Below are 19,925 nucleotides of genomic sequence, written 5' to 3' on the forward strand. Positions count from 1 at the left end.
GAGTGAAAGATGAAAAGGAGCTTTTTAGTCATCTTTGCCCTACTTCTTGTTGCCGGCCTTGCTTTTGCAGGTGGTACTCAGGAAGGTGGTTCCGCGGCAACGTCGGAACCTGCGGCGAAAGAAATCAAGAATCCGGATACCTTTGTGTATGCCAGTTACGGCACCGTAGAGAGCTTGGACCCCGCCCGAGCCTATGACGAAGTATCCGGCGGTGTAATCCAGAATTTATACGAGACATTGGTCTTCTTCGACGGTTCTGCCGTGGACAAGTTCGTTCCCGTTCTCTGTGAGGAGGTTCCTACGGTTGAGAACGGCGGCATTTCCAATGGCGGAAAGACCTATACATTCAAAATCAGAAAGGGAATCAAATTCCATAGCGGAAATGAGCTCACTCCTGAGGTGGTGCGGTACTCCTTTATCCGTTCCCTGGTGACCGATCCCGACGCTGGCCCCGTCTGGATGCTCTATTTCCCCCTCTTCGGTACCTACTCAAGCCGTGACGGGGATGGAAACATCGTTGCAAAATGGGAAGATTTGCAGAATGCAATTCAGGTTAAGGGAGACTCGGTGGTTTTCAATCTGAAAGCCCCTTTTCCTCCATTTCTTGCGATTCTTTCGGGCTATTGGTCTGCGATTGTGGATAAGGATTTCGTTATTGCCAACGGCGGTTGGGACGGCACCGAGTCCACCTGGAAGAGCTACAACGCTCCTGCCAACGGAGAAGAAACCCTTAACGATATCGCTTCCGGCACCGGCCCTTACAAGCTTGACCGCTGGGAACGCGGTGTAGAGGTCGTTATGACGCGAAACGAGGATTTCCACGGTGAAAAGCCTGCTCTTGCTAAGGGAATTTACAAAGTGGTTGATGAATGGTCGACCCGGAAACTGATGCTTCTCCAGGGCGATGCGGATTGTGTCGAGGTAGATCCCCTTTATTACGATGAGATGGAGAAAGAGAGCGGTATTACCGTTGTCAAAGATTTGAAAGAACTCGGTGTTCGTGCAATTAACTTCAATCAGGATATCAATGCCACGGACAACCCTGCTATTTATAGTGCAAAACTGGACGGAGATGGTATTCCCTCCGATTTCTTTACGGATAAAGATGTTCGTCTTGCTTTCAGTTACTGCTGGGATGAAGATACCTATATCTCCGACATCCTGAACGGGGCTGGTATCGACTGTCCCACTCCCCATGTTTCCGGACTTCCCTACCGAAACGATTCCCTTAAGCGGATTCCCTATGATCCTGCACAGGCCGAAGCGCATTTTAAAAAGGCCTGGGGCGGACAGGTTTGGGACAAGGGTTTTAAGATGGATTTCCTCTACAACACAGGAAACGAGGTGCGTGAGGCTTCCGTCAAGATGCTGGCCGAAAACATCATGAAGCTCAATCCGAAGTTTAAGATTAATGTTCGCGGAATCGAATGGGCCAGTTATGTTCAGGCCACCCGTGCCAGGACTCTGCCCCTTTTCTACATCGGTTGGGGGGCTGATTATCCCCACCCCGATAACTTTATGACGACCTATATGCACTCACAGGGTGTTTACGGCGGTCGATGCGGTTACAACAACCCCGAGGCGGACCGTCTCCTCGAGGCCGGAGCCATCGAAACCGATCCTGCCAAGGCGAAAGAGATTTACTACCGCATACAGGATATATGGCTGGAGGATGCTCCCGGTATCGTTATGCATCAGCCGGTATCCCGCCGATACTTTAAGGACTGGGTAAAGGGCTATGTTTTCCATCCCATGGAGAACCATCCCCTTATTTTCAGCCAGTTTACAAAAGAGTATTAATATCGGCTTTCCATCAATCTATAACGGCTTCCCGGTTCTCTTACCGGGGAGCTGTTCCTTCCGATTGATTTTCATATACGATTCGGAGAAAACCTGTGAGTCTTGTTAACTATATCATTCGAAGACTATTCTTTATGATCTTTGTTCTGCTGGGGGTTTCCATCCTGGTTTTTTCGGTGATGATGCTTCTTCCTCCCGGTATGCGGGCGGCTGCCTATGTCACCAACGAAAAGATCTCCCCCGATCAGTTCGAAAATATTATCAGAACCTACGGCCTGGACGACCCTGCCCCGGTTCAGTATTTCCGCTGGATGGGTAATGTATTAAAGGGCGATTTCGGCTATTCCGCTACTGCCGAGGCTCCCGTCCTTTCGGCCTTTAAAAGCTACTTTCCCGTTACCTTCGAGCTTGTCCTCTATTCGACACCTCTTATTATTCTTTTCGGGGTTTGGCTTGGGACCCTGGGGGCCATCCACAAGGATACGCCCATTGATCACGGGTCCAGAATTTTCGCAATTATCGGCTATTCTTTACCGACCTTCTGGCTCGGCCTTATTTTGTTGATGCTTTTCTATGGGCTCCTCGGTATTTTCCCGCCTGGGACCCTTTCCAATGAAGGAAAAGACTTATTATATAGTCAGGGATTTCATCATTACACATCCCTTATCACCATAGATGCCATACTCAACGGTCGGTGGGGCCTTTTTAAAGATGCTCTCATGCATCTTCTTTTGCCTATCATCAATCTTGTCATCCTTTCTTCGGCCCTGATCATGCGCCTCATGCGAAGTAACATGCTGGAACAGCTTGGACAGGATTATATTCGGACCGCTCTTGCAAAGGGCGCCGACAGGCGGACCATCAACTATAAACATGCACGGCGAAATGCCCTGTTGCCGGTCATAACGGTCAGTGGTGTCATGTTTGCCAATTTGATGGGTGGTATGGTGATTACCGAGACCATCTTCAGCAGAAAGGGACTCGGGTGGTGGATGGCACGAGCTGCGACCCAGCTTGATGTCTCGGCAGTCATGTTCAACGTACTGTTTCTCGGTATGGTTTTTGTTACGGTGAATCTGATTGTTGATATCATCTATGCGGCTATCGATCCGAGAATCCGTCTTGGGTGAGTAAGGAGTCTTACGTTATGCAGACAAACGACAATCAGCAGACCATCAACGCCGAGGCGGTTAAGCCGGTAGTAAGATCGGCCCATCCCCGATGGAAAGAGTTCGGTTTTTCGATGAAGCGGCTCTTCAAGAATCCTCTGACCATCATCGGTGTATCCATTATTCTCTTTTTCGCAGTTCTGGCAATTTTTGCCCCTTTACTGGCCCCGCCCGAGTATCCGGATGATCCCTATAAGATGCCTCACAACGGCTGGAAGATGACTCCGTCGCCTCCCTCTGCGGAGAATCCCCTCGGTACCCTTCCGCAACAGTACGACATTCTGTACGGTATCATCTGGGGGGCGCGAAACGCCTTCAAGATTGGTATTCTTGTCGTTCTTGCGAATTTGGTCGTGGGTATTGTTCTTGGTGCCCTTGCCGGTTATTTCGGGGGGGTCGTCGATGAGATCATCATGAGAATAACCGACATCTTTTATTCGATTCCATTCCTTGTCATGGCGATGGCCCTTGTTGTGGCCATCGGGCGAGGATTGCAGTCGATTGTTATTGTGCTCATTATTTTGAACTGGCCCAGCTATACGCGGGTTATTCGTTCGGAGATTTTGGTTGTCCGGGACATGGATTATGTTCAGGCGGCAAAGGCGAGCGGAGCGGGGCATCTTTGGACCCTCATCCGCCATGTTATGCCCAACAGTATTTTTTCGGTTATTATTGTCGCTTCGATGCAGATAGGTACCACGGTCCTTTCTGCGGCGAGCCTTTCCTTTCTCGGGCTTGGATCCGGGGCCGAATATGCCGATTGGGGGCAGATGGTTTCCACGTGCAGAAACTGGATCGTCGGGCCTCCGGGTGATCGGCTTGCCTTTTGGTATGTGGTGTTGATTCCCGGCTTCACCATCGCGCTGTTTGTACTCGGATGGAACCTTCTCGGGGACGCCATTCGTGACGTTTTCGATCCAAAGATGCGGAGAAAATAGTGGAAAAGCTTGCTGATACGAAGGAGCTCTATACCAATTTTTATACTTTCGAGGGCGTCGTTAAAGCGTTGAACGGAGTCAGTATCCATGTCAACAAGGGGGAGACCTACGGCCTCGTGGGCGAATCGGGATGTGGCAAAAGCGTGACCGTCCGTTCCATGATGCGGATTGTACAGGCTCCCGGCCGAATCGAAAGCGGACAGATTCATCTCTTTTTCAGCGAAGAGCAGCGGGACAAGGCGATCGATATCGTCGGCCGTAGCGAAGCATTTATGCAGACGATCCGGGGAAACGACATCTCCATGATCTTCCAGGAGGCCTCCAGTTCTCTAAATCCTGTGCTTTCCATTGGTGAACAGGTAGGAGAGAGTTTTCGGTTTCACCGTATGCCCCAGATGCTCGAAGAAACGGAAAAAAGACTTTCAGAAGATATAGATGCCGGAAAGGGATTTGTCCCCTACAAGAAGATGATTCGTGGCCTCATGGCTCGGGAACGGGCGGTATATGAACGGCATAATCGATTGGTGCTTGAGATTGATGAACAGCTCTACCGCCTTGAAGAGGCCACAGATACCTCTGATATTAGAAAACGGGAGGCTTTGAAACGACACCGGGAGCATATTCGAAAGAGGGCTCCTTTGGTTCAATTTGCCTCGCATGTTCCTTTTTTCAAGCGTTATCGAAAGCGGATTGCCCTTACCATCAGGGGGTATGTGATCGATCTTTTGCGGCAGTTGGGGGTTCCCAATCCCGACAATGTGGTGGATCGATATCCCCATGAACTTTCCGGCGGCATGCAGCAGCGTATCGTCATAGCCATTGCTTTGGCATGTCATCCCCGTATGTTGATTGCCGATGAGCCGACAAGTAATCTCGATGTTACCATTCAGGCCCAGATTCTCGACCTCATCAAGAAGCTAAAAGAAACCCTTATTTCTTCAGTACTGTTTATTACCCATGATCTCGGTGTTGTTGCCGAGGTGTGTGACCGGGTCACGGTTATGTATGCCGGTGATGCGGTGGAGACGGCGGAAGTAAAGGAACTTTTTAAGGATCCGCTTCACCCCTATACCAAGGGGCTGATGAATTCGGTTCCGAAGGTTGAGCAGGAGGGGGCCTTACAAACCATTCCCGGAACGGTCCCCAATTTGATCCATCCGCCGACAGGCTGCCGATTCCATCCCCGTTGTCCTTATGCGATGGATATCTGCAAGAAAGAAAAGCCGGTCACTATCGAGCATTCGAAGGATCACTTTGTCGCGTGTCATCTCTTCACGGGGGAAAAGCATAATGAACGATAACATCCTTGATATCAGAAATCTGAAAAAATACTACCCCGTAAAGGGGGGTGTCATGCGTCGGCATATCGCCGATGTGAAGGCTGTGGACGATGTCTCTTTCCAGATTAAGCGAGGCGAATGTCTCGGTATGGTTGGAGAATCCGGATGTGGTAAGACAACTCTGGGAAAGGCTATTTTGCGGCTTCATGATGCCACCGCCGGTCGTGTCTATCTTGATCAGGATGCAGAAAAGATTGAGGAGCTTGAGGCCTTGCTTGCTTCCGACAAGCAGGAGAATGTCGCAAAGGCCGAGGCCATGAGAAAGATGATGGACCTTACCCGCCTCAAGGGCAAGGCCATGAAAGAAGCCCGACGAAAGATCAATATCGTTTTCCAGGACCCCTCAAACTCCCTTAATCCTCGACTACTGATTAAGGATATCGTCGGTGAGCCAATGATAATCCAGCATGTCTATTCCAGTGTGGCAGAGGTTGATGAACGGGTAGTCGAGTTGCTTGGCACCGTCGGTCTTTCCCGTGAGCACATGCGTCGATATCCTCATGAGTTCTCCGGAGGACAGCGGCAGCGTATTGCCGTGGCCCGTGCCCTTGCAACCAATCCCAAGTTTATCTTGATGGATGAGCCTACCAGCGCCCTCGACGTTTCGGTACAGGCACAGATCCTGAATCTGCTTAAAAAACTTCAGGATGAATTCCAGCTTACCTATCTTTTTGTCACCCACCACCTCCTGGTGGTGAAGTATATCACTCAGCGGATTGCCGTAATGTATCTGGGAAAGATGATGGAGCTCTCTCAGACGCCTGAGCTGTTCAAGACACCGCTGCATCCCTACACCAAGGCGCTGCTTTCTGCAATTCCCATTCCGGATCCTGAGACCAAGATTGAAAAGATCATCCTTTCGGGGGATGTTCCAAATCCTCTGAACCCTCCGTCCGGTTGCCGTTTCCATCCCCGTTGTCCCTATGCCAAGGAGATTTGCAAAGAACGCATTCCCGCGCTTGAGGATGCCGGAGGCGGCCATCTTGTCGCCTGCCACAGATGGCGGGAACTCAATTGAACAAAAAAACGGCCGTCTCCATGGAGATCGGCCGTTTTTTTTGTAAATAGCCTCATTCTTGTTAACTCTGTTCGATTATGTCGATTATTGTGGTCCGATACATTCTATCAATGCTTGTAAAAAAAAATTGACGGATAATGAAATATGGTTAATAATAAACTTACGTTGTTGGAAAAACGTTTTACCAAATTTGGAAAAACGTTTTTCCATGGTGGAATATACATTATTTTAAGGAGGACAAGATGAGAAAACAATTGGTCATCATGTTGGCTTTGGCATTGACAGTAACCACGCTGTTTGCCAACGGAAATACCGAAACGGGGGCTTCTGCTGACTCAGGACAGCTTCGCGTTTGTATTGTGTACAGCGGAAACTTAGGAGATAAATCCTATAACGACTCGTGCGATGCAGGAGCCACCCTGGCCGAACAGGAGCTCGGCGTCAAAGTAAAAAATCTGCAAGGCACCACTTCGGATGAATGGAAGGCAAATCTGCTTTCCGCATGCGAAGTCCAGTACGATTTGATTATTTGTTCTTCCTCAAATTTTGAAGAGTATCTAAAGGAGTGTGCTCCGCTGTATCCGAATATCAAGTTTGCAATCATCGATACTGTGGTGAAGCAGGATAATGTAGAATCCATTAGTTTTGCTCAAAACCAGGGATCGTTTTTAGCCGGCGCCGCTGCTGCAATGTTCACGACGCATGCGGAGATCCCCGGTGTAAATGACAAAGCGGTTATTGGATGGGTCGGCGGAATGGATATCCCTGTATTGCATGACTTCTATATCGGTTATGAAGAGGGTGCCAAATATATCAACCCGGACATAAAAATTCTTCAGTCCTTTGCAGGATCCTGGAATGATCCCCTAAAAGGTAAAGAGCTCACGCTTGCTCAGTTCGAACAGGGAGCAGATATTGTCATGAATGTCGCATCTGGTACTGGTCCAGGGATTCTGGAAGCAGCAAAGGATGCGGGTAAGTATGCAATAGGGGTAGATCTGAACCAGGATAATGATCAACCGGGAAGTGTCTTGACTTCGCAGCTGAAACGAGTAGATAGGGCCTGTTATTTAGTCATCAAATCCGTTGTCGACGGGACGTTTAGCGGGGGAAATACCAGATATCTCACTCTTTCTGACGGTGGTGTGAGTCTGACCGATTTTAGTGTTATGAAAGCTTATCTCGGTAATAAGTTCCCTCAAGACATTGTTGATAAAATTGAGGTGCTTCAGAAGAAAATTATTTCCGGAGAAATCGTAGTGGACAATTACAAAGGTTTTGGTCCGGAGAAATAACATTCGATTGTTGAAGGCCGTTGGCAAAGATAAGGCCAGAAGCCGATAGAAGATATAATCTCATCTATCGGTTTCATCGTTTTATCGAAAAAGCAGGGGAACGAAATTGAGTGAAAATATTATTGAAATGCACGATATTGTCAAAATGTTCGGAACTGTTCAAGCAGTAAAGAACGGACATTTTACTTTGAAAAAAGGAGAGATACATTCCCTGATAGGCGAGAATGGCGCCGGTAAATCCACGATGATGAAGCTTTTGTACGGAATGTATCCCATAAATAATGGCTCTATTTTTGTCAATGGCAAGCATGTTGAACAAATTACGCCTAAACGTGCCATAGCGATGGGGATTGGTATGGTTCACCAAGAATTTATGTTGGTGAATCAGCTGACAGTACTGGAGAACATCATACTGGGATTTGAGCCTCAAAAAGGACTTGTTATTGATTTTGATGCTGCGAAAAAAAAAGTTAAGCAATATATCGATCAATATGGAATGGAAGTTCAGTTAAATAAAAAAGTAAGCCAAATAAGCCTTGGAGAAGCTCAACGAGTAGAGATTATCAAAGTACTTTCACGCGGGGCCAATGTAATCATTCTTGATGAGCCGACGGCCGTACTAACGCCTCAGGAAACAGAACGGCTGTTCGTCATTCTGGAGAACCTGAAGAAAGATGGGAAATCCCTTGTGTTCATTTCCCATAAACTCAATGAAGTCATGGACATTTCCGACAGAATCAGCGTTATGCGGCAAGGCTCTTCCATTGGTACGGTTAATAAAAAGGATACGTCTCAGCGAGAGCTTGCGAAAATGATGATTGGAAGAGAACTTTTCCTAAATATCAAACGCGAAAGTGCCGTTGTGGGCGAAACGATATTGGATGTACAACATGTATGGGTGTCTGGGGAGAAAGAAATTTCTAAGATACGAGACGTGTCCTTCTCTGTTCGCCAGGGAGAGATTGTTGGAATTGCCGGTATTGATGGTAATGGACAAAGTGAGCTTGTGGAAGCTATCACAGGACTGCGAAGGGTTGAAAAGGGAAAAATCTTTCTTAAGAAAAAAGATATAACCAATATATCGCCCAAGAAAATTCGAAACCATGGCTTAACGCACATTCCTGAAGATCGCAATACCAGGGGTTTGAATCGAAATATGACGATCTCTGATAACCTTATTGCAAGTAAGATTGATGAGCGTCCCTATTCGAAGGGGCTGATGATGGCCCCTTCCGGAATTCGGTTGAAAGTGGAGTCTCTCATAAAAGCATTTGATATTCGTCCTCATGATCCTGACGTTTTTGCGTCAGCTTTGTCTGGTGGTAATGCACAAAAGATTGTAGTTGCACGGGAAGTTGGGACAGCTAAGACCTTTCTTGTTGCATCACAGCCTACTCGTGGAGTAGACATTGGTGCAATTGAATCAATCAGGACAATTATCGAGGAAGAAAAAGCGAAGGGGGTAGGTATTCTTCTTGTCTCAGCTGATTTAGAAGAAATTCTATCTCTTTCTAGTCGGATCATCGTTATGCATGAGGGCCGAATCATGGGAGAGATGGATATCGAGGATGCAAACGAAGAAAATATTGGGCTTTTGATGATGGGTGGAAAATCTCCCAGTGATAACAAGGAGAGCCTGTGAGCATGAAGAAAAATTTTCAAAATAGCATGGTGGGGGCTGCTCGAAAGGTTCTGCTTACTATGCTTCTTGCCTTGGGAATTGGTGCTGTTTTTATTCTTTGTATTGGACAGAATCCGATTTCTGCATATGCAGCATTGTTTAGAGGCGCGTTCGGTGGAAAACTACAGATAGGAACTACACTCGCAAATTTTGGCCCTTTGTTACTAACTTCCCTGGCATTTGCGATTGCCGCCCATGGAGGTGCTTTTAATGTTGGTGTGGAAGGCGAAGTATATCTGGGAGGTATTGTAGCGGCTTTCATCGGCATCTATTGGACGGCTTTACCAAAGCCGATTATGCTAATCGCCTGTTTTGCAGGTGCAATGGTCATTGGTGCCTTATGGGCATATATTCCCGGAGCTTTGAAGGCCCATTATAATGTCAGCGAAGTCTGTACAACGATTTTAATGAATAGTGTTGCCTTGTATATCTGTTCATATCTTGTCAACGGCTCCATGAGTGCCGGTGTTGCGAATGCGCAATCAAAACCTGTTCATGTACGTTTGTACCAATTCATGAAACCTAGCAGTGCCAATGTGGGACTCTTCATTTCCATCGCTGTAGTAATTGTAATTATTTATCTCTTTTATCGATCGAATTTGGGCTTTAAGCTTCGCTCTGTAGGGACCAACCCCCAATTCTCTGAATGCATGGGTATCAATCCTAAACACGTATTTATCAATTCCATGATGCTTAGTGGTGTTTTGGGGGGCTTGACCGGTTGCATCGAAATATTGGGTGTCCATGGCTACTATTTGGATAACTTTGCAACTAACCTCGGGTTTAACGGCATGTTGGCTGCCTTGATCGCAAAAAACAACTTGATCTTTACGCCATTTATAGCCTTTTTCCTAGCTATTCTACGGTCAGGAGCCTTGGGAATGCAACAATCAACTGGTGTCCCTAAATCTATCGTCGATACTATTACGGCAATTTTCATCATCTTTGCGACAATGGAAACGTTATTCCAAGGTAAAACCAGGGAACAAAAAAAAGCGCTCTTAAAAATTTTGGCTCACACAAAAGTTAAACGGCAGAGTATGGGGGCAAGAAAATGAATTGGGAAAGTATTTTTAACGTTTCATTGCTCTATGCAACATTTCGTTCGGCTACTCCTATTATTTATGCTGCATTGTGTGCTGCGTTGACCCAGCAAGCTGATATCCTAAATATAGGAACCGAAGGAATCATGCTTACCGGCGCTTTTGCTGCTGTTGCTGTGAGTTATTTGAGTGGAAGCTGGTTTCTTGGCGTGCTTATGGCAATGTTTGCCGGCCTTCTTATGGCTCTGATAATGGCCGTTGCACACCTAAAATATAAGGCTGATATTTGCGCGATCGGGATGGGAATCAACATGTTCGCACTGGCCATTACCAAATTTTTGTTAAACAGTGTACTGGGAAAGCGTGGAACATTTTCCGACCCTCTTATAGTCCCGATTCCACGTGTAAAGATACCGCTTCTTGAAGGCTCTGGAATATTAAATAGTATATTCAACAATTGGGCGATTACGGAGTGGTTTGTCATCTTTCTTATTGCCTTTATGAGTTTTGTTTTTTACAAAACAAAATGGGGTCTGCATTTGCGTGCCGTAGGACAGTCTGCTTTGGCAGCGCAAAGTGCCGGCATCAATGTTACTGCCATGAAATATAATGCCATTGCGATTTCCGGAGTGATTGGGGGCTTGGCAGGTGCTCATTTGTCCCTCGGTTATTCAAACCTTTTTACAGAAAATATGACAAATTCCCGGGGATTTATGGGGGTTGCGGCCATGTTTTTTGGAGGTGCAGATCCCTTGTTGACATCAGTCGGGTGTTTGGTATTTGGCTTTGCAGATTCCATCGGTTGTAGATTACAATCCTTCGGAATTCCAGCACAGATAGTGTTGCTTATGCCATATGTAGTAACGATCGTTGTCCTTTCGATTTCTATGATTTCGAAACACTATGCAGAGATGCAGCGAAAAAGTTCGCTTATCGGCGGTTAAGGAGAACATAGTGGAAAAGCAAAAAATTATTTTAGACTGTGATCCCGGACATGATGATGCCATTGCGATCATGCTTGCAGGCAAAAACCCTGCTCTCGATTTATTGGGAATCACTGTTGTTGCGGGTAATCAGACATTGGATAAAACAGTGAAAAATACATTGAATGTATGTCAGTATCTCAATCTGGATATACCGGTATATGCGGGATGCGGTCGGCCGATGATACGTCATCAGCAGATGGTTGCCTCCGATATTCATGGTAAAACGGGACTCGATGGTCCAACTTTTGGACCCTTGGTGAAAAAGGCTGAGAAAAAACATGCAGTGAATTTCATAATTGAAACTGTTATGTCTTCTTCAGACGATATTATCATTGTCACGACCGGTCCAATGACAAACGTGGCAATGGCGATGCGTATGGAGCCTAAGATCGTTCCCAAGATCAAAGGTTTTCTTTTTATGGGTGGCTCATACAGTAATGGAAATGTGACTCCAGCTGCTGAATTCAATATTATTACCGATGGGGATGCCGCATTTGTGGTATTCGATAGTGGCCGTCCATTAACAATGGTGGGCCTTGATGTTACACGAAAAGTGCTGTGCACTCCTGATGTTATTGACAGGATGAGCAAAGTTGAAACACCTGCAGCACGTCTTTTCGTCGATCTCATGAACTTTTTTAATAAGACACAACGGGAAACATTCGGCTGGCCGGGAGGGCCGGTTCACGATCCTGTTACCATTGCGTCACTTCTCAATCCGGCATTACTTACAACAAAATTTGTGCATGCTGAAGTTGATATCCGGAGTATCCAAAGTTACGGCAGAACAAACTGTGACCTTTTTCATTATCAAAAATTAGAACCAAACTGCAATGTAGCAGTGGATATTGATGTGGAAAGATTTTGGGATCTTATTGAACAAGCTCTTTACCAATATTCGTAAAGGAAAATATGAAAGATGAAAGATTTAGAAACAATCTTGGAAATGCACAAAAAAGAGTATCTTCACAGGTTGGAAGATCTTGTTGCTTTAGATACTCGTGATTTGGGTCATGGTATTGAGGGGGGACGGGAAAAGATAGGTCAGGATTACCTGATTGATTTGTTTCACTCCATGCATGCCGATGAAGTTAGGATAGATCCTATTCAAGAGGATGCCATTAAGCGTACCTATGCTAAATATCATGAGGGGAATCTCGGCCATAATCAGGAGAACAGGTACAACGTTTATGCCCATTTCAAGGGAAACGGAGGGAAAAGTTTACTCTTTAACGGGCATGTGGATGTTATGCCTCCTGGGGACGAAAATGAATGGAGCCATCCCCCTTTTTCTCCCACTGTTGAAGACGGAAAATTATTTGGGCGTGGTACCACCGACATGAAAGGGGGCCTGATGGCTTCCATTATGGCAGTGCAGTTATTGAAGGATGCCGAAATCCCCCTTCCGGGCGAGGTCATTATTACCTCTGTCTGTGATGAAGAAGGCGGAGGTAACGGAAGTATGCAGGCCATCGACAGTGGAGAACGTGCAGATGGGGTTATTGATTGCGAGGGTACTTCTGATGATCTCATCGTTGCGCATATGGGATTCATTTTCTTTCGAGTTACCATTGAAGGTAAAGCCACACAATCAGGAATAAAACGTCTAGGTGTCAGTGCTATTGAAAAAGCACGAAAGGTTATCGCCGAATTGGAGGCGGTAGAACACCAATGGTTGCTAACCTACAAACATTCGTTTCTTCCTGCACCAAATTTAAACATCGGTACAATTCATGGTGGTAGTGAAGGATCCACTGTTCCCGGTTCCTGTACTTTTGAAACTTGTATCCATTATCTGCCTCGATGCATGAATCATGACATGGTAGCCGCGGAAATAATCGATGCAATACAGCGTGTTGCTCAGTCAGACTTGTGGATGCGTGAACATCCGCCGGTTATCACAGAATACCAGGCGGGTGGACCGTTCGAGGCCGATATTGACCACCCCTTCACAAAAACTTTTTGTAAGGCATACAAGAAGGCTCGGGGAAAGGATGTACAATTCGTTGGATCTCCTGCGGGCTGTGATTCCCGTCTCTGGCAAGGAATTGGAGGCTGTCCAACTTTACAGTTTGGTCCAGGAAATCTGGAGCAGTGCCATACCGTTGACGAATATTTGGAAATCGAAGCCTATTACCAAGCTATATTGGTATATGCACATCTTATTTTGGAATGGTGCAGTAAATAAGTTACTACGAGGAGAAAGGGATGCAACGAAAGAAAATACTATTGGCCGGTGAATCTTGGTCTAGCCAAACTACACATGTGAAAGGATTCAATAGTTTTAGTTCGTCTGTGTACGAAACAGGAGAAAGGTGGTTGAAAAAGGCCCTTGAGGAAAGCGGATATGATGTTTTTTTTCTTCCAAATCATCTTGTAAGTGAAGAATTTCCTTTTACTATGGGAGAGCTGAAGAAATATGACGCCATCATTTTGTCCGATGTGGGGTCTGATACTTTATTGATTACGCAGGAAACATTCAATAATAGTCATAGGCAGCCAAACCGTTGTGAATTGATAAAGGAATATGTTTTAGAAGGCGCTTCTCTCTTGATGGTTGGCGGATATTTGACCTTTTCCGGGGTCGACGCAAAAGGACGTTGGGGTATGACTCCGATCCAGGACATTCTACCGGTAGAAATTTTACAGTTCGATGACAGAATGGAGCACCCGGAAGGTGTAAAGCCCAAAGTGATTCATCAGCATGACGTTTTAAAAGGCGTTCCTGCTGAATGGCCTTTTTTCTTGGGCTACAACAAGACAATTCCAATGGATGATGCAGTTGTCCCGGTGACTATTTGTGATGATCCTCTTATTGCCTTATGCCAAAGAGGAAAAGGTCGTTGCGGCATATTCTCATCGGATTGTGCACCTCACTGGGGGCCGCCTGAATTCCTTTCCTGGGCGGGATATCAACCTATGTGGGGTGGGCTGATGGATTGGTTGACGGACGTATGACAACCGAAGAAAAAAGAGAAGCAAAAGTTTTTTTAGAGGATATCTTACGTATTTCCACGGTTAACGGCGAGAAGCATGAGGAACGTTTGGCTATCTTTATCGCTAGATACCTGCAAGAGCATGGGATTCCCGCATATACCGAGTCCGTGGGGCAGGGAATGGCGAATGTTGTTGCCAGGGTCGACGGAATCGACCCTGGTTACACGCTCGTTCTTAATGGACATTTGGATACCGTCCCTTTTGGGGACAGGGCCCAATGGGACAGCGATCCTGATATTCCTGTGGAACGTGGAGGTAGGTTATATGCCCGCGGAGCAAGTGATATGAAAAGTGGGCTTGCTTCTTTGGTTATGGCCTTGTGTTTAACGATAAAAAGAAGAAAGCGGCCACGATGTTCTTTGATATTTCTTGGAACTGCGGATGAGGAACGCGGTGGTGCAGGAGCCCACCAGGCCGTGAAAAGTCATATCTTGGATGAAAGTGATGCCGTAATTATTGCGGAGCCGACAGGAGGGAGTGTCGGTTTGGCCCAAAAGGGGTGCCTATGGCTGCGCCTCTCTGTAGAAGGACGTACCAGTCACGGTGCATACCCTTGGGAAGGGGTCAATGCAATTATGAAAGGTTTTGCCTTCTGTAATAAGTTGGATCACTTCATCAGAACATATCATCATGAACTGTTGGGAGATGCAACGTGTTGCCTTTCCCATGCCCGAGGTGGCATTGTTCCTAATATGGTACCTGATCATGCGGAGTTTTTTTTAGATATCCGAACGGTCCCTCCTCTGCGTATTGATGATGTACTGGAAAAAGCTAAGGCGATTGCAGCAAAAATGGAAAAAGATACACCTTCGCTTTTTTTCCATTTTTCCTTATTAAATCGCAGGGAAGCTATCGAAACGGCAACCAGTGAGCAAGAGACAATAAAGTTACAACGTTGTATTAAAGCTGTCACTGGAGTTGCCCCGAAGAATACCGGCATTAACTTTTTTACTGATGCCTCGATTCTTACCAAAAACAGACCGGAATTACCGGTAATTCTCTTTGGACCGGGGCAACCTGCCGTGGCTCACAAAAACAATGAATGGGTCGACTTGCAATCTTACTATCAGGCAATTCAAATTTATTGTTGTTATGTTTGTTGATGCATTACTATAAAGGAACAAGAGAAACCGAATGGAGCTTTTATTTGGGAAAAAAACGAACTACGATTAATGACATTGCAAAAGTAACAGGGTATTCCGTTACTACCATATCACTGGTATTGAACAATAAAGCTTTTAAAATCCCTGAGAGTACGAAAAAAATTATTAACGCCGCCGTACAGGAACTTGATTACCGCCCGAACCAAATAGCGGTGGGATTAGTGAAAAGACGTACAAATACCATCGGATTAATTATTTCGGATATCAGCAACTTGTTTTTTGCTACTCTCGCAAAGGGGGCAGAGGACGCAAGCCGGGAAAGTGGTTTTAATATGATTCTTTGCAATACCGAAGATGATAGTAGAAGGGATTTTGATTACATCAACATTCTTGCTGATAAGGGTGTGGATGGAGTCATATATGGTATGTCCGCTGATATGGATTTTCAGAAGGGAAAGGAGTGCTGTGAACTTTTGGAGCAGTTTAACCTTCCGTTCGTTTTGGTGGACCGATATTTTGATGATCTAAGGCATCCCTCGGTAGTTGCGGATAATGTAATGGGAGGGTATTTAGCAACGACACATTTAATTGAGCTGGGACATAAAAGGATTGCTTGTGTCACCGGACCGTCTCAGCTGAGTGATTCCAATGCACGTCTTGATGGATACAGAAAGGCCCTATCCGATGCAGGTATTTCCTATGATCGTGATTTGATATATGTAGGTGAATATTCACGAGAAAGTGGTATCAGAGCGATGGATTGGCTTATGGGAAAAGACTTTTCTGCAATCTTTGCTTTTAACGACATGACAGCCTACGGGGTCTACTACCAGGCAAGTAAGCAGGGACTTTCAATACCGGATAATTTTTCTCTTGTCGGATATGATGATATTTTATTTTCGGAAATTATGGAGGTCCCTTTGACAACTGTCAGGCAACCCGTTTATGAAATGGGGATGGAAGCCGCAAGACTCTTATGCAGATTGCTGGATGGCGAAGAACCAGTCGAAATGTATCGTCGCTATTCTCCTACATTGATTGTCCGAAAAAGCACTGCTCCGTATGCATCTTAGAAAAGCAAGTGAAGCATCTACACTTAGCTTCCTTTTTCAATAGAGTAAGATTATCGCAAGACGGTTTCGATTTGATGGATGGACGTAACCGTATCAAGGTCCGTGCCCTTATGCCTGCCGCTTTCATCCACCAGAAGCACATGACCGCCCATTTCACGAAACGCATAGAGGTATCGCGGCATATCGTCGACAAAAAGGACCTCTTCGGGGCGGCATCTTATCATATCAAGGGCCCTCTTGTATGCTCCCCAATCGGGTTTCCCAAGCATGCTGTTGGAGCGGAGATCGAAGATGTGTTCCATCAGATGGCGAATCTCAAGGAATTCGGATACCCTGACGGCATGCTCCATTGGGCTGTTGGTGAGAATCGATGTACGCTGAGGGATTCGTTTGATCAACTCGACCAAGGCTGGATCTTTTTTCAGATAGCGTCCGACATCCTTTGGATGGATTGCTTCGAAGTAGGAATCGGGATTCTCAAGCCCCTCCTCTTTTTGAAGCCATTCGAGGGTCGTCCCGTATTCCTGTCGCTTTACTTTTCTGACAGCCTCTGCCTCCTCAACGGAAAGCTTGAGATAATCGGATACGAAAGAGAGAATGTTCTCTTTAAAGGCGAGGGCAAGGCCGCTTGACGACGGGTAGAGGGTATCGTCGAGATCGAAAAGGATATAGGATATCTGCATAGTCAGATTAGAGCATGTTATGAAAAAAGAGACAAGGAGTGTGCATGTTTCGCGTAGTAGTTACCGATGATCGATTCGCCGGAGATTATGCCCCTGAACTTGGCGTGTTGGAAGCCTGTGATGCAGAGCTTGTTGCCGGATACGAGCTTGGTACGGAAAAGTTACGGGCAGTGTGTGCCGACGCCGATGCAATTCTGGTCAATCAGATGGTTCTTGATGCCGATTTCATCGGCGGCCTTCGTCGATGTCGTGTCATCAGCCGGTACGGAACCGGATACGAGAAGGTGGATGTACAGGCCGCTACCGAAAAAGGAATCTGGGTGGCTCGGGTTCCCGACTACTGTTATGATGAGGTGGCCGAACACGCTCTTGCCTTGCTTTTAGCCGTGACCAGAAGGGTTTCCCTTCTCGATCGGCAGGTGCGTTCAGGTGGATGGAATATCCATTCCTCGCTTTCCATTCCGCGTTTAAGCGGGAGGTCTCTTGGTATTCTGGGCTACGGCGGAACAGGAAGAAGTTTTCATCGTAAAGCGTCAGGATTGGGGTTTTCTCGAGTTTTGATTTGCGACCACCATGCGGACCACCATAATGTGGCCGTCGGAGAGGCGGAGATCGTTGATTTTCAGACCCTGCTTGCACAATCGGACATTATCTCGATCCATATCCCCATGCGGCAGGAGAACTACCACCTGATCGATGCAGACGCCTTTTCGAAGATGAAAACAGGTGCTGTTCTCATCAATACAGCTCGGGGGGCTCTCGTAGACCAGGAGGCCTTACTTGCCGCTCTCCGAGAGGAAAAACTGTCGGCCGCAGGCATCGATGTTTTTGAAGAAGAACCCCCTATCGGCGACGCCAGGCTTTCCTCCTATCCTCAACTGGTGCTAACCGATCACTGTGCCTATTACAGTGAGGAATCCATCGTTGAGCTGAAACAAAAGTGTGCGGAAAATGCCCTTCTCGTTTTGCAGGGTAAGGCACCCGCTTCTTTTGTCGTGGACCTCTCCCAAACATTTCGGCCGGATAACTTTTAAGGCATGAAACCTCGTCTGCTCGGCTTTTTCTTTCTCATGCTCTTCTTCCCCTCCTTTACAGCCGCTGAAGAGGGAAGTGCACTGACCATTGCCGTATGCCAATACGAGGTCAGCGAAGCACTGTATCTCGATGTCGGGGCTTTTGAAGCCAAGGCGCACGATATCATGACCCGGGCCGAGTCTTCCGGCGCGGATCTTCTTATCATTCCCGAATATGCAAATGTGATGCTTGCTTTTCTTCCGGACGCAAAACAGCTGGAAGGGGTCCGCACCATGGAAGAGGGCCTTGCCCTTCTCACCGGCCCTGATCGTCCCTTTCCTGATTTGAAGGACCTCTTCCTGAAGCGATCACCGATGGTTAGGAAGCTTATGGATAGAGTATGGGGGCAGGGGGCCCGACTGCATCACCTGATGATTCTTGCCGGGACCTACTTTGCCGAAGATGGAGGGCGACTTTTTAACCGGTTGGTGCTCTATGGCCCGAGCGGAGAGACCTTGTATGTGCAAGATAAGATCCATCTCACGCCCTTTGAACGCGGAATAGTCGAATTGGATGCGGGATCTCCTCGGGCTGCCAGGCTTGTCACGGTCGGAGGATTAAAGCTAGGCTTTTCCATTTGCCGGGATACCTTTTTCGACGATTATGCCAATCTCATGGAATCGGCGCAGGTGTGGATAGATCTGAAGGCCAACGGGGAGCTCTATACGGAGGAGACGGAGGTTCTTTTCTCCAGGGCTCTGCCATTCCGCCAGGCGGAGTACCACTTTCCATGGGGAGTGACAGCCTGTCTGAACGGAAGCTTCTTCGGCCTGCTCTGGCAGGGACCAAGTGAGATCACCCGCTACCGAAAGGAAACAGGAGCTGTGGAAACGGTGCTGCGTGCCGACACTCCGGGGCAGGAACGCTTGTTATTTTTTACCGTGAGGCAATAGAAGGCTTTGTCCCTACTCGTACCACGGAGACGAGCTCTCCTGAGCTTTTTGATGCCATGCGGTTATTCATGGGGTCCGCAATACACGCTCCATTGCGAATGAAGGCGTAATAGTGTGTTCCCTCTGGAAGGGGCAAGGTTATGGTGAAAAGGCCGGGTATATCCCGGTTTTCGGTCATTCGATACATAAAAGGGTCCCAATCGTTGAAGCTTCCCGCTATATAGATCCTGGAACCTGAGCTTGCCCTGTAACGGAAGGTGACCGCCCCCTCTTTGTTGAGTTCGGGACTTTTGAAAGAAAGAACACTTCCCTTTGGAAGGGGAAGAACCGAAACTTCCAGACCGCTGGGTTCCCTTTCCGTGGCAATGGAAACCGGATCGACCATCCACAGACCGTCTATAATGAGACGATATTTCACCTCCTCTTCTCCCGGGGGAATGGGCAAGAGGCAGAAAAAGACCCCTGTCTCTTCAGCCCCCGCTACCTTTCCTGTGTCGACGATCCTTTGAAAAGGATGAATGGTCTGGTAGGATTCATGGGCGAAAGCTATTCCCACCGACCTAATCTGTCTTTCCGAAAAGCGGTTCGGGGCATAGGTGAAGACAATGGAATCACCATATATCTTTGGCGACTTTGCACTTCGAAGCTCTTGAAGCCAAACATGGAGTGCCATGTCGATATTGTTTCCCTTTGTCGCCTCCTCCTGAGTCCAGGATACAAGCACGGGAGATAGAAGGAGGAAGAAAGAAAATAGAAGCCGTAGCGCGTGGAATATGTTACCTTTCATTGTCTCTTTGTCTATCGGAAGGATGAGCCATGTTCTTGAGAAGCT

The 19,925-nt window shown here is 46.9% G+C and carries 18 protein-coding genes; 16 read left to right on the forward strand and 2 right to left on the reverse strand.

The features are described 5' to 3' along the window. Positions 1–9 precede the first annotated feature (9 nt). The 14 genes from F459_RS0106565 (at position 10) to F459_RS0106630 (ending at position 16,443) form a co-directional block, all read left to right on the forward strand. Positions 10–1,800, forward strand: coding sequence for an ABC transporter substrate-binding protein (locus F459_RS0106565; RefSeq protein WP_020611943.1), 1,791 nt, complete (start codon positions 10–12; stop codon positions 1,798–1,800). A 95-nt stretch (positions 1,801–1,895) separates the two neighbouring features. Further along, a complete protein-coding gene (locus F459_RS0106570) occupies positions 1,896–2,930 on the forward strand; it encodes an ABC transporter permease (RefSeq protein WP_020611944.1) in 1,035 nt (344 codons plus the stop codon). Between the two features lie 17 nt (positions 2,931–2,947). Next, positions 2,948–3,907, forward strand: a complete 960-nt coding sequence (locus F459_RS0106575; RefSeq protein WP_020611945.1) for an ABC transporter permease — start codon at positions 2,948–2,950, stop codon at positions 3,905–3,907. After that, on the forward strand, positions 3,907–5,208 hold the full coding sequence (locus F459_RS0106580; RefSeq protein WP_020611946.1) for an ABC transporter ATP-binding protein: 1,302 nt from the start codon (positions 3,907–3,909) through the stop codon (positions 5,206–5,208). The genes F459_RS0106575 and F459_RS0106580 overlap by 1 nt, the downstream gene beginning before the upstream one ends. Next, entirely contained in the window at positions 5,198–6,265 is a 1,068-nt protein-coding gene (locus F459_RS0106585) for an ABC transporter ATP-binding protein (protein WP_020611947.1), read from the forward strand. Before F459_RS0106580 ends, F459_RS0106585 begins: the two co-directional genes overlap by 11 nt. A 242-nt stretch (positions 6,266–6,507) precedes the next feature. Further along, on the forward strand, positions 6,508–7,560 hold the full coding sequence (locus F459_RS0106590) for a BMP family lipoprotein (RefSeq protein WP_020611948.1): 1,053 nt from the start codon (positions 6,508–6,510) through the stop codon (positions 7,558–7,560). 106 nt (positions 7,561–7,666) lie between these two features. Then, a complete protein-coding gene (locus F459_RS0106595) occupies positions 7,667–9,202 on the forward strand; it encodes an ABC transporter ATP-binding protein (RefSeq protein WP_020611949.1) in 1,536 nt (511 codons plus the stop codon). 2 nt (positions 9,203–9,204) lie between these two features. Beyond that, a complete protein-coding gene (locus F459_RS0106600) occupies positions 9,205–10,299 on the forward strand; it encodes an ABC transporter permease (protein WP_026294926.1) in 1,095 nt (364 codons plus the stop codon). Then, on the forward strand, positions 10,296–11,228 hold the full coding sequence (locus F459_RS0106605; protein WP_020611951.1) for an ABC transporter permease: 933 nt from the start codon (positions 10,296–10,298) through the stop codon (positions 11,226–11,228). Before F459_RS0106600 ends, F459_RS0106605 begins: the two co-directional genes overlap by 4 nt. Positions 11,229–11,238: 10 nt before the next feature. Beyond that, positions 11,239–12,174 (forward strand): nucleoside hydrolase, encoded by a 936-nt coding sequence (locus F459_RS0106610; RefSeq protein ID WP_020611952.1) that lies wholly within the window; start codon positions 11,239–11,241, stop codon positions 12,172–12,174. A gap of 15 nt (positions 12,175–12,189) precedes the next feature. Beyond that, entirely contained in the window at positions 12,190–13,458 is a 1,269-nt protein-coding gene (locus F459_RS0106615; protein ID WP_020611953.1) for a M20 family metallopeptidase, read from the forward strand. Between the two features lie 20 nt (positions 13,459–13,478). Then, on the forward strand, positions 13,479–14,228 hold the full coding sequence (locus F459_RS0106620) for a glutamine amidotransferase (RefSeq protein WP_020611954.1): 750 nt from the start codon (positions 13,479–13,481) through the stop codon (positions 14,226–14,228). Further along, positions 14,225–15,370 (forward strand): M20 family metallopeptidase, encoded by a 1,146-nt coding sequence (locus tag F459_RS0106625; protein WP_020611955.1) that lies wholly within the window; start codon positions 14,225–14,227, stop codon positions 15,368–15,370. Before F459_RS0106620 ends, F459_RS0106625 begins: the two co-directional genes overlap by 4 nt. Beyond that, the gene (locus F459_RS0106630) at positions 15,310–16,443 is read left to right on the forward strand and encodes a LacI family DNA-binding transcriptional regulator (RefSeq protein WP_211213993.1); all 1,134 of its coding nucleotides are present in this window, start codon (positions 15,310–15,312) and stop codon (positions 16,441–16,443) included. Before F459_RS0106625 ends, F459_RS0106630 begins: the two co-directional genes overlap by 61 nt. 50 nt (positions 16,444–16,493) lie before the next feature. Here the strand turns inward: F459_RS0106630 and F459_RS0106635 are convergent, their stop codons facing one another. After that, positions 16,494–17,126, reverse strand: a complete 633-nt coding sequence (locus F459_RS0106635) for an HAD-IA family hydrolase (protein WP_020611957.1) — start codon at positions 17,124–17,126, stop codon at positions 16,494–16,496. A gap of 44 nt (positions 17,127–17,170) precedes the next feature. Between F459_RS0106635 and F459_RS0106640 the strand changes: the two genes are divergently transcribed. Both F459_RS0106640 and F459_RS0106645 read left to right on the forward strand, forming a co-directional pair. Next, complete coding sequence (locus F459_RS0106640; RefSeq protein ID WP_020611958.1) at positions 17,171–18,160, forward strand: C-terminal binding protein; 990 nt, start codon at positions 17,171–17,173, stop codon at positions 18,158–18,160. A gap of 3 nt (positions 18,161–18,163) precedes the next feature. Continuing rightward, the gene (locus tag F459_RS0106645; RefSeq protein WP_020611959.1) at positions 18,164–19,093 is read left to right on the forward strand and encodes a nitrilase-related carbon-nitrogen hydrolase; all 930 of its coding nucleotides are present in this window, start codon (positions 18,164–18,166) and stop codon (positions 19,091–19,093) included. Here F459_RS0106645 and F459_RS0106650 read toward each other — a convergent pair. Beyond that, positions 19,077–19,817, reverse strand: a complete 741-nt coding sequence (locus tag F459_RS0106650) for a glycoside hydrolase (RefSeq protein WP_245540104.1) — start codon at positions 19,815–19,817, stop codon at positions 19,077–19,079. The genes F459_RS0106645 and F459_RS0106650 overlap by 17 nt on opposite strands. Between the last annotated feature and the right edge of the window lie 108 nt (positions 19,818–19,925).

This window comes from Sediminispirochaeta bajacaliforniensis DSM 16054, from assembly GCF_000378205.1.
GTDB lineage: Bacteria > Spirochaetota > Spirochaetia > DSM-16054 > Sediminispirochaetaceae > Sediminispirochaeta > Sediminispirochaeta bajacaliforniensis.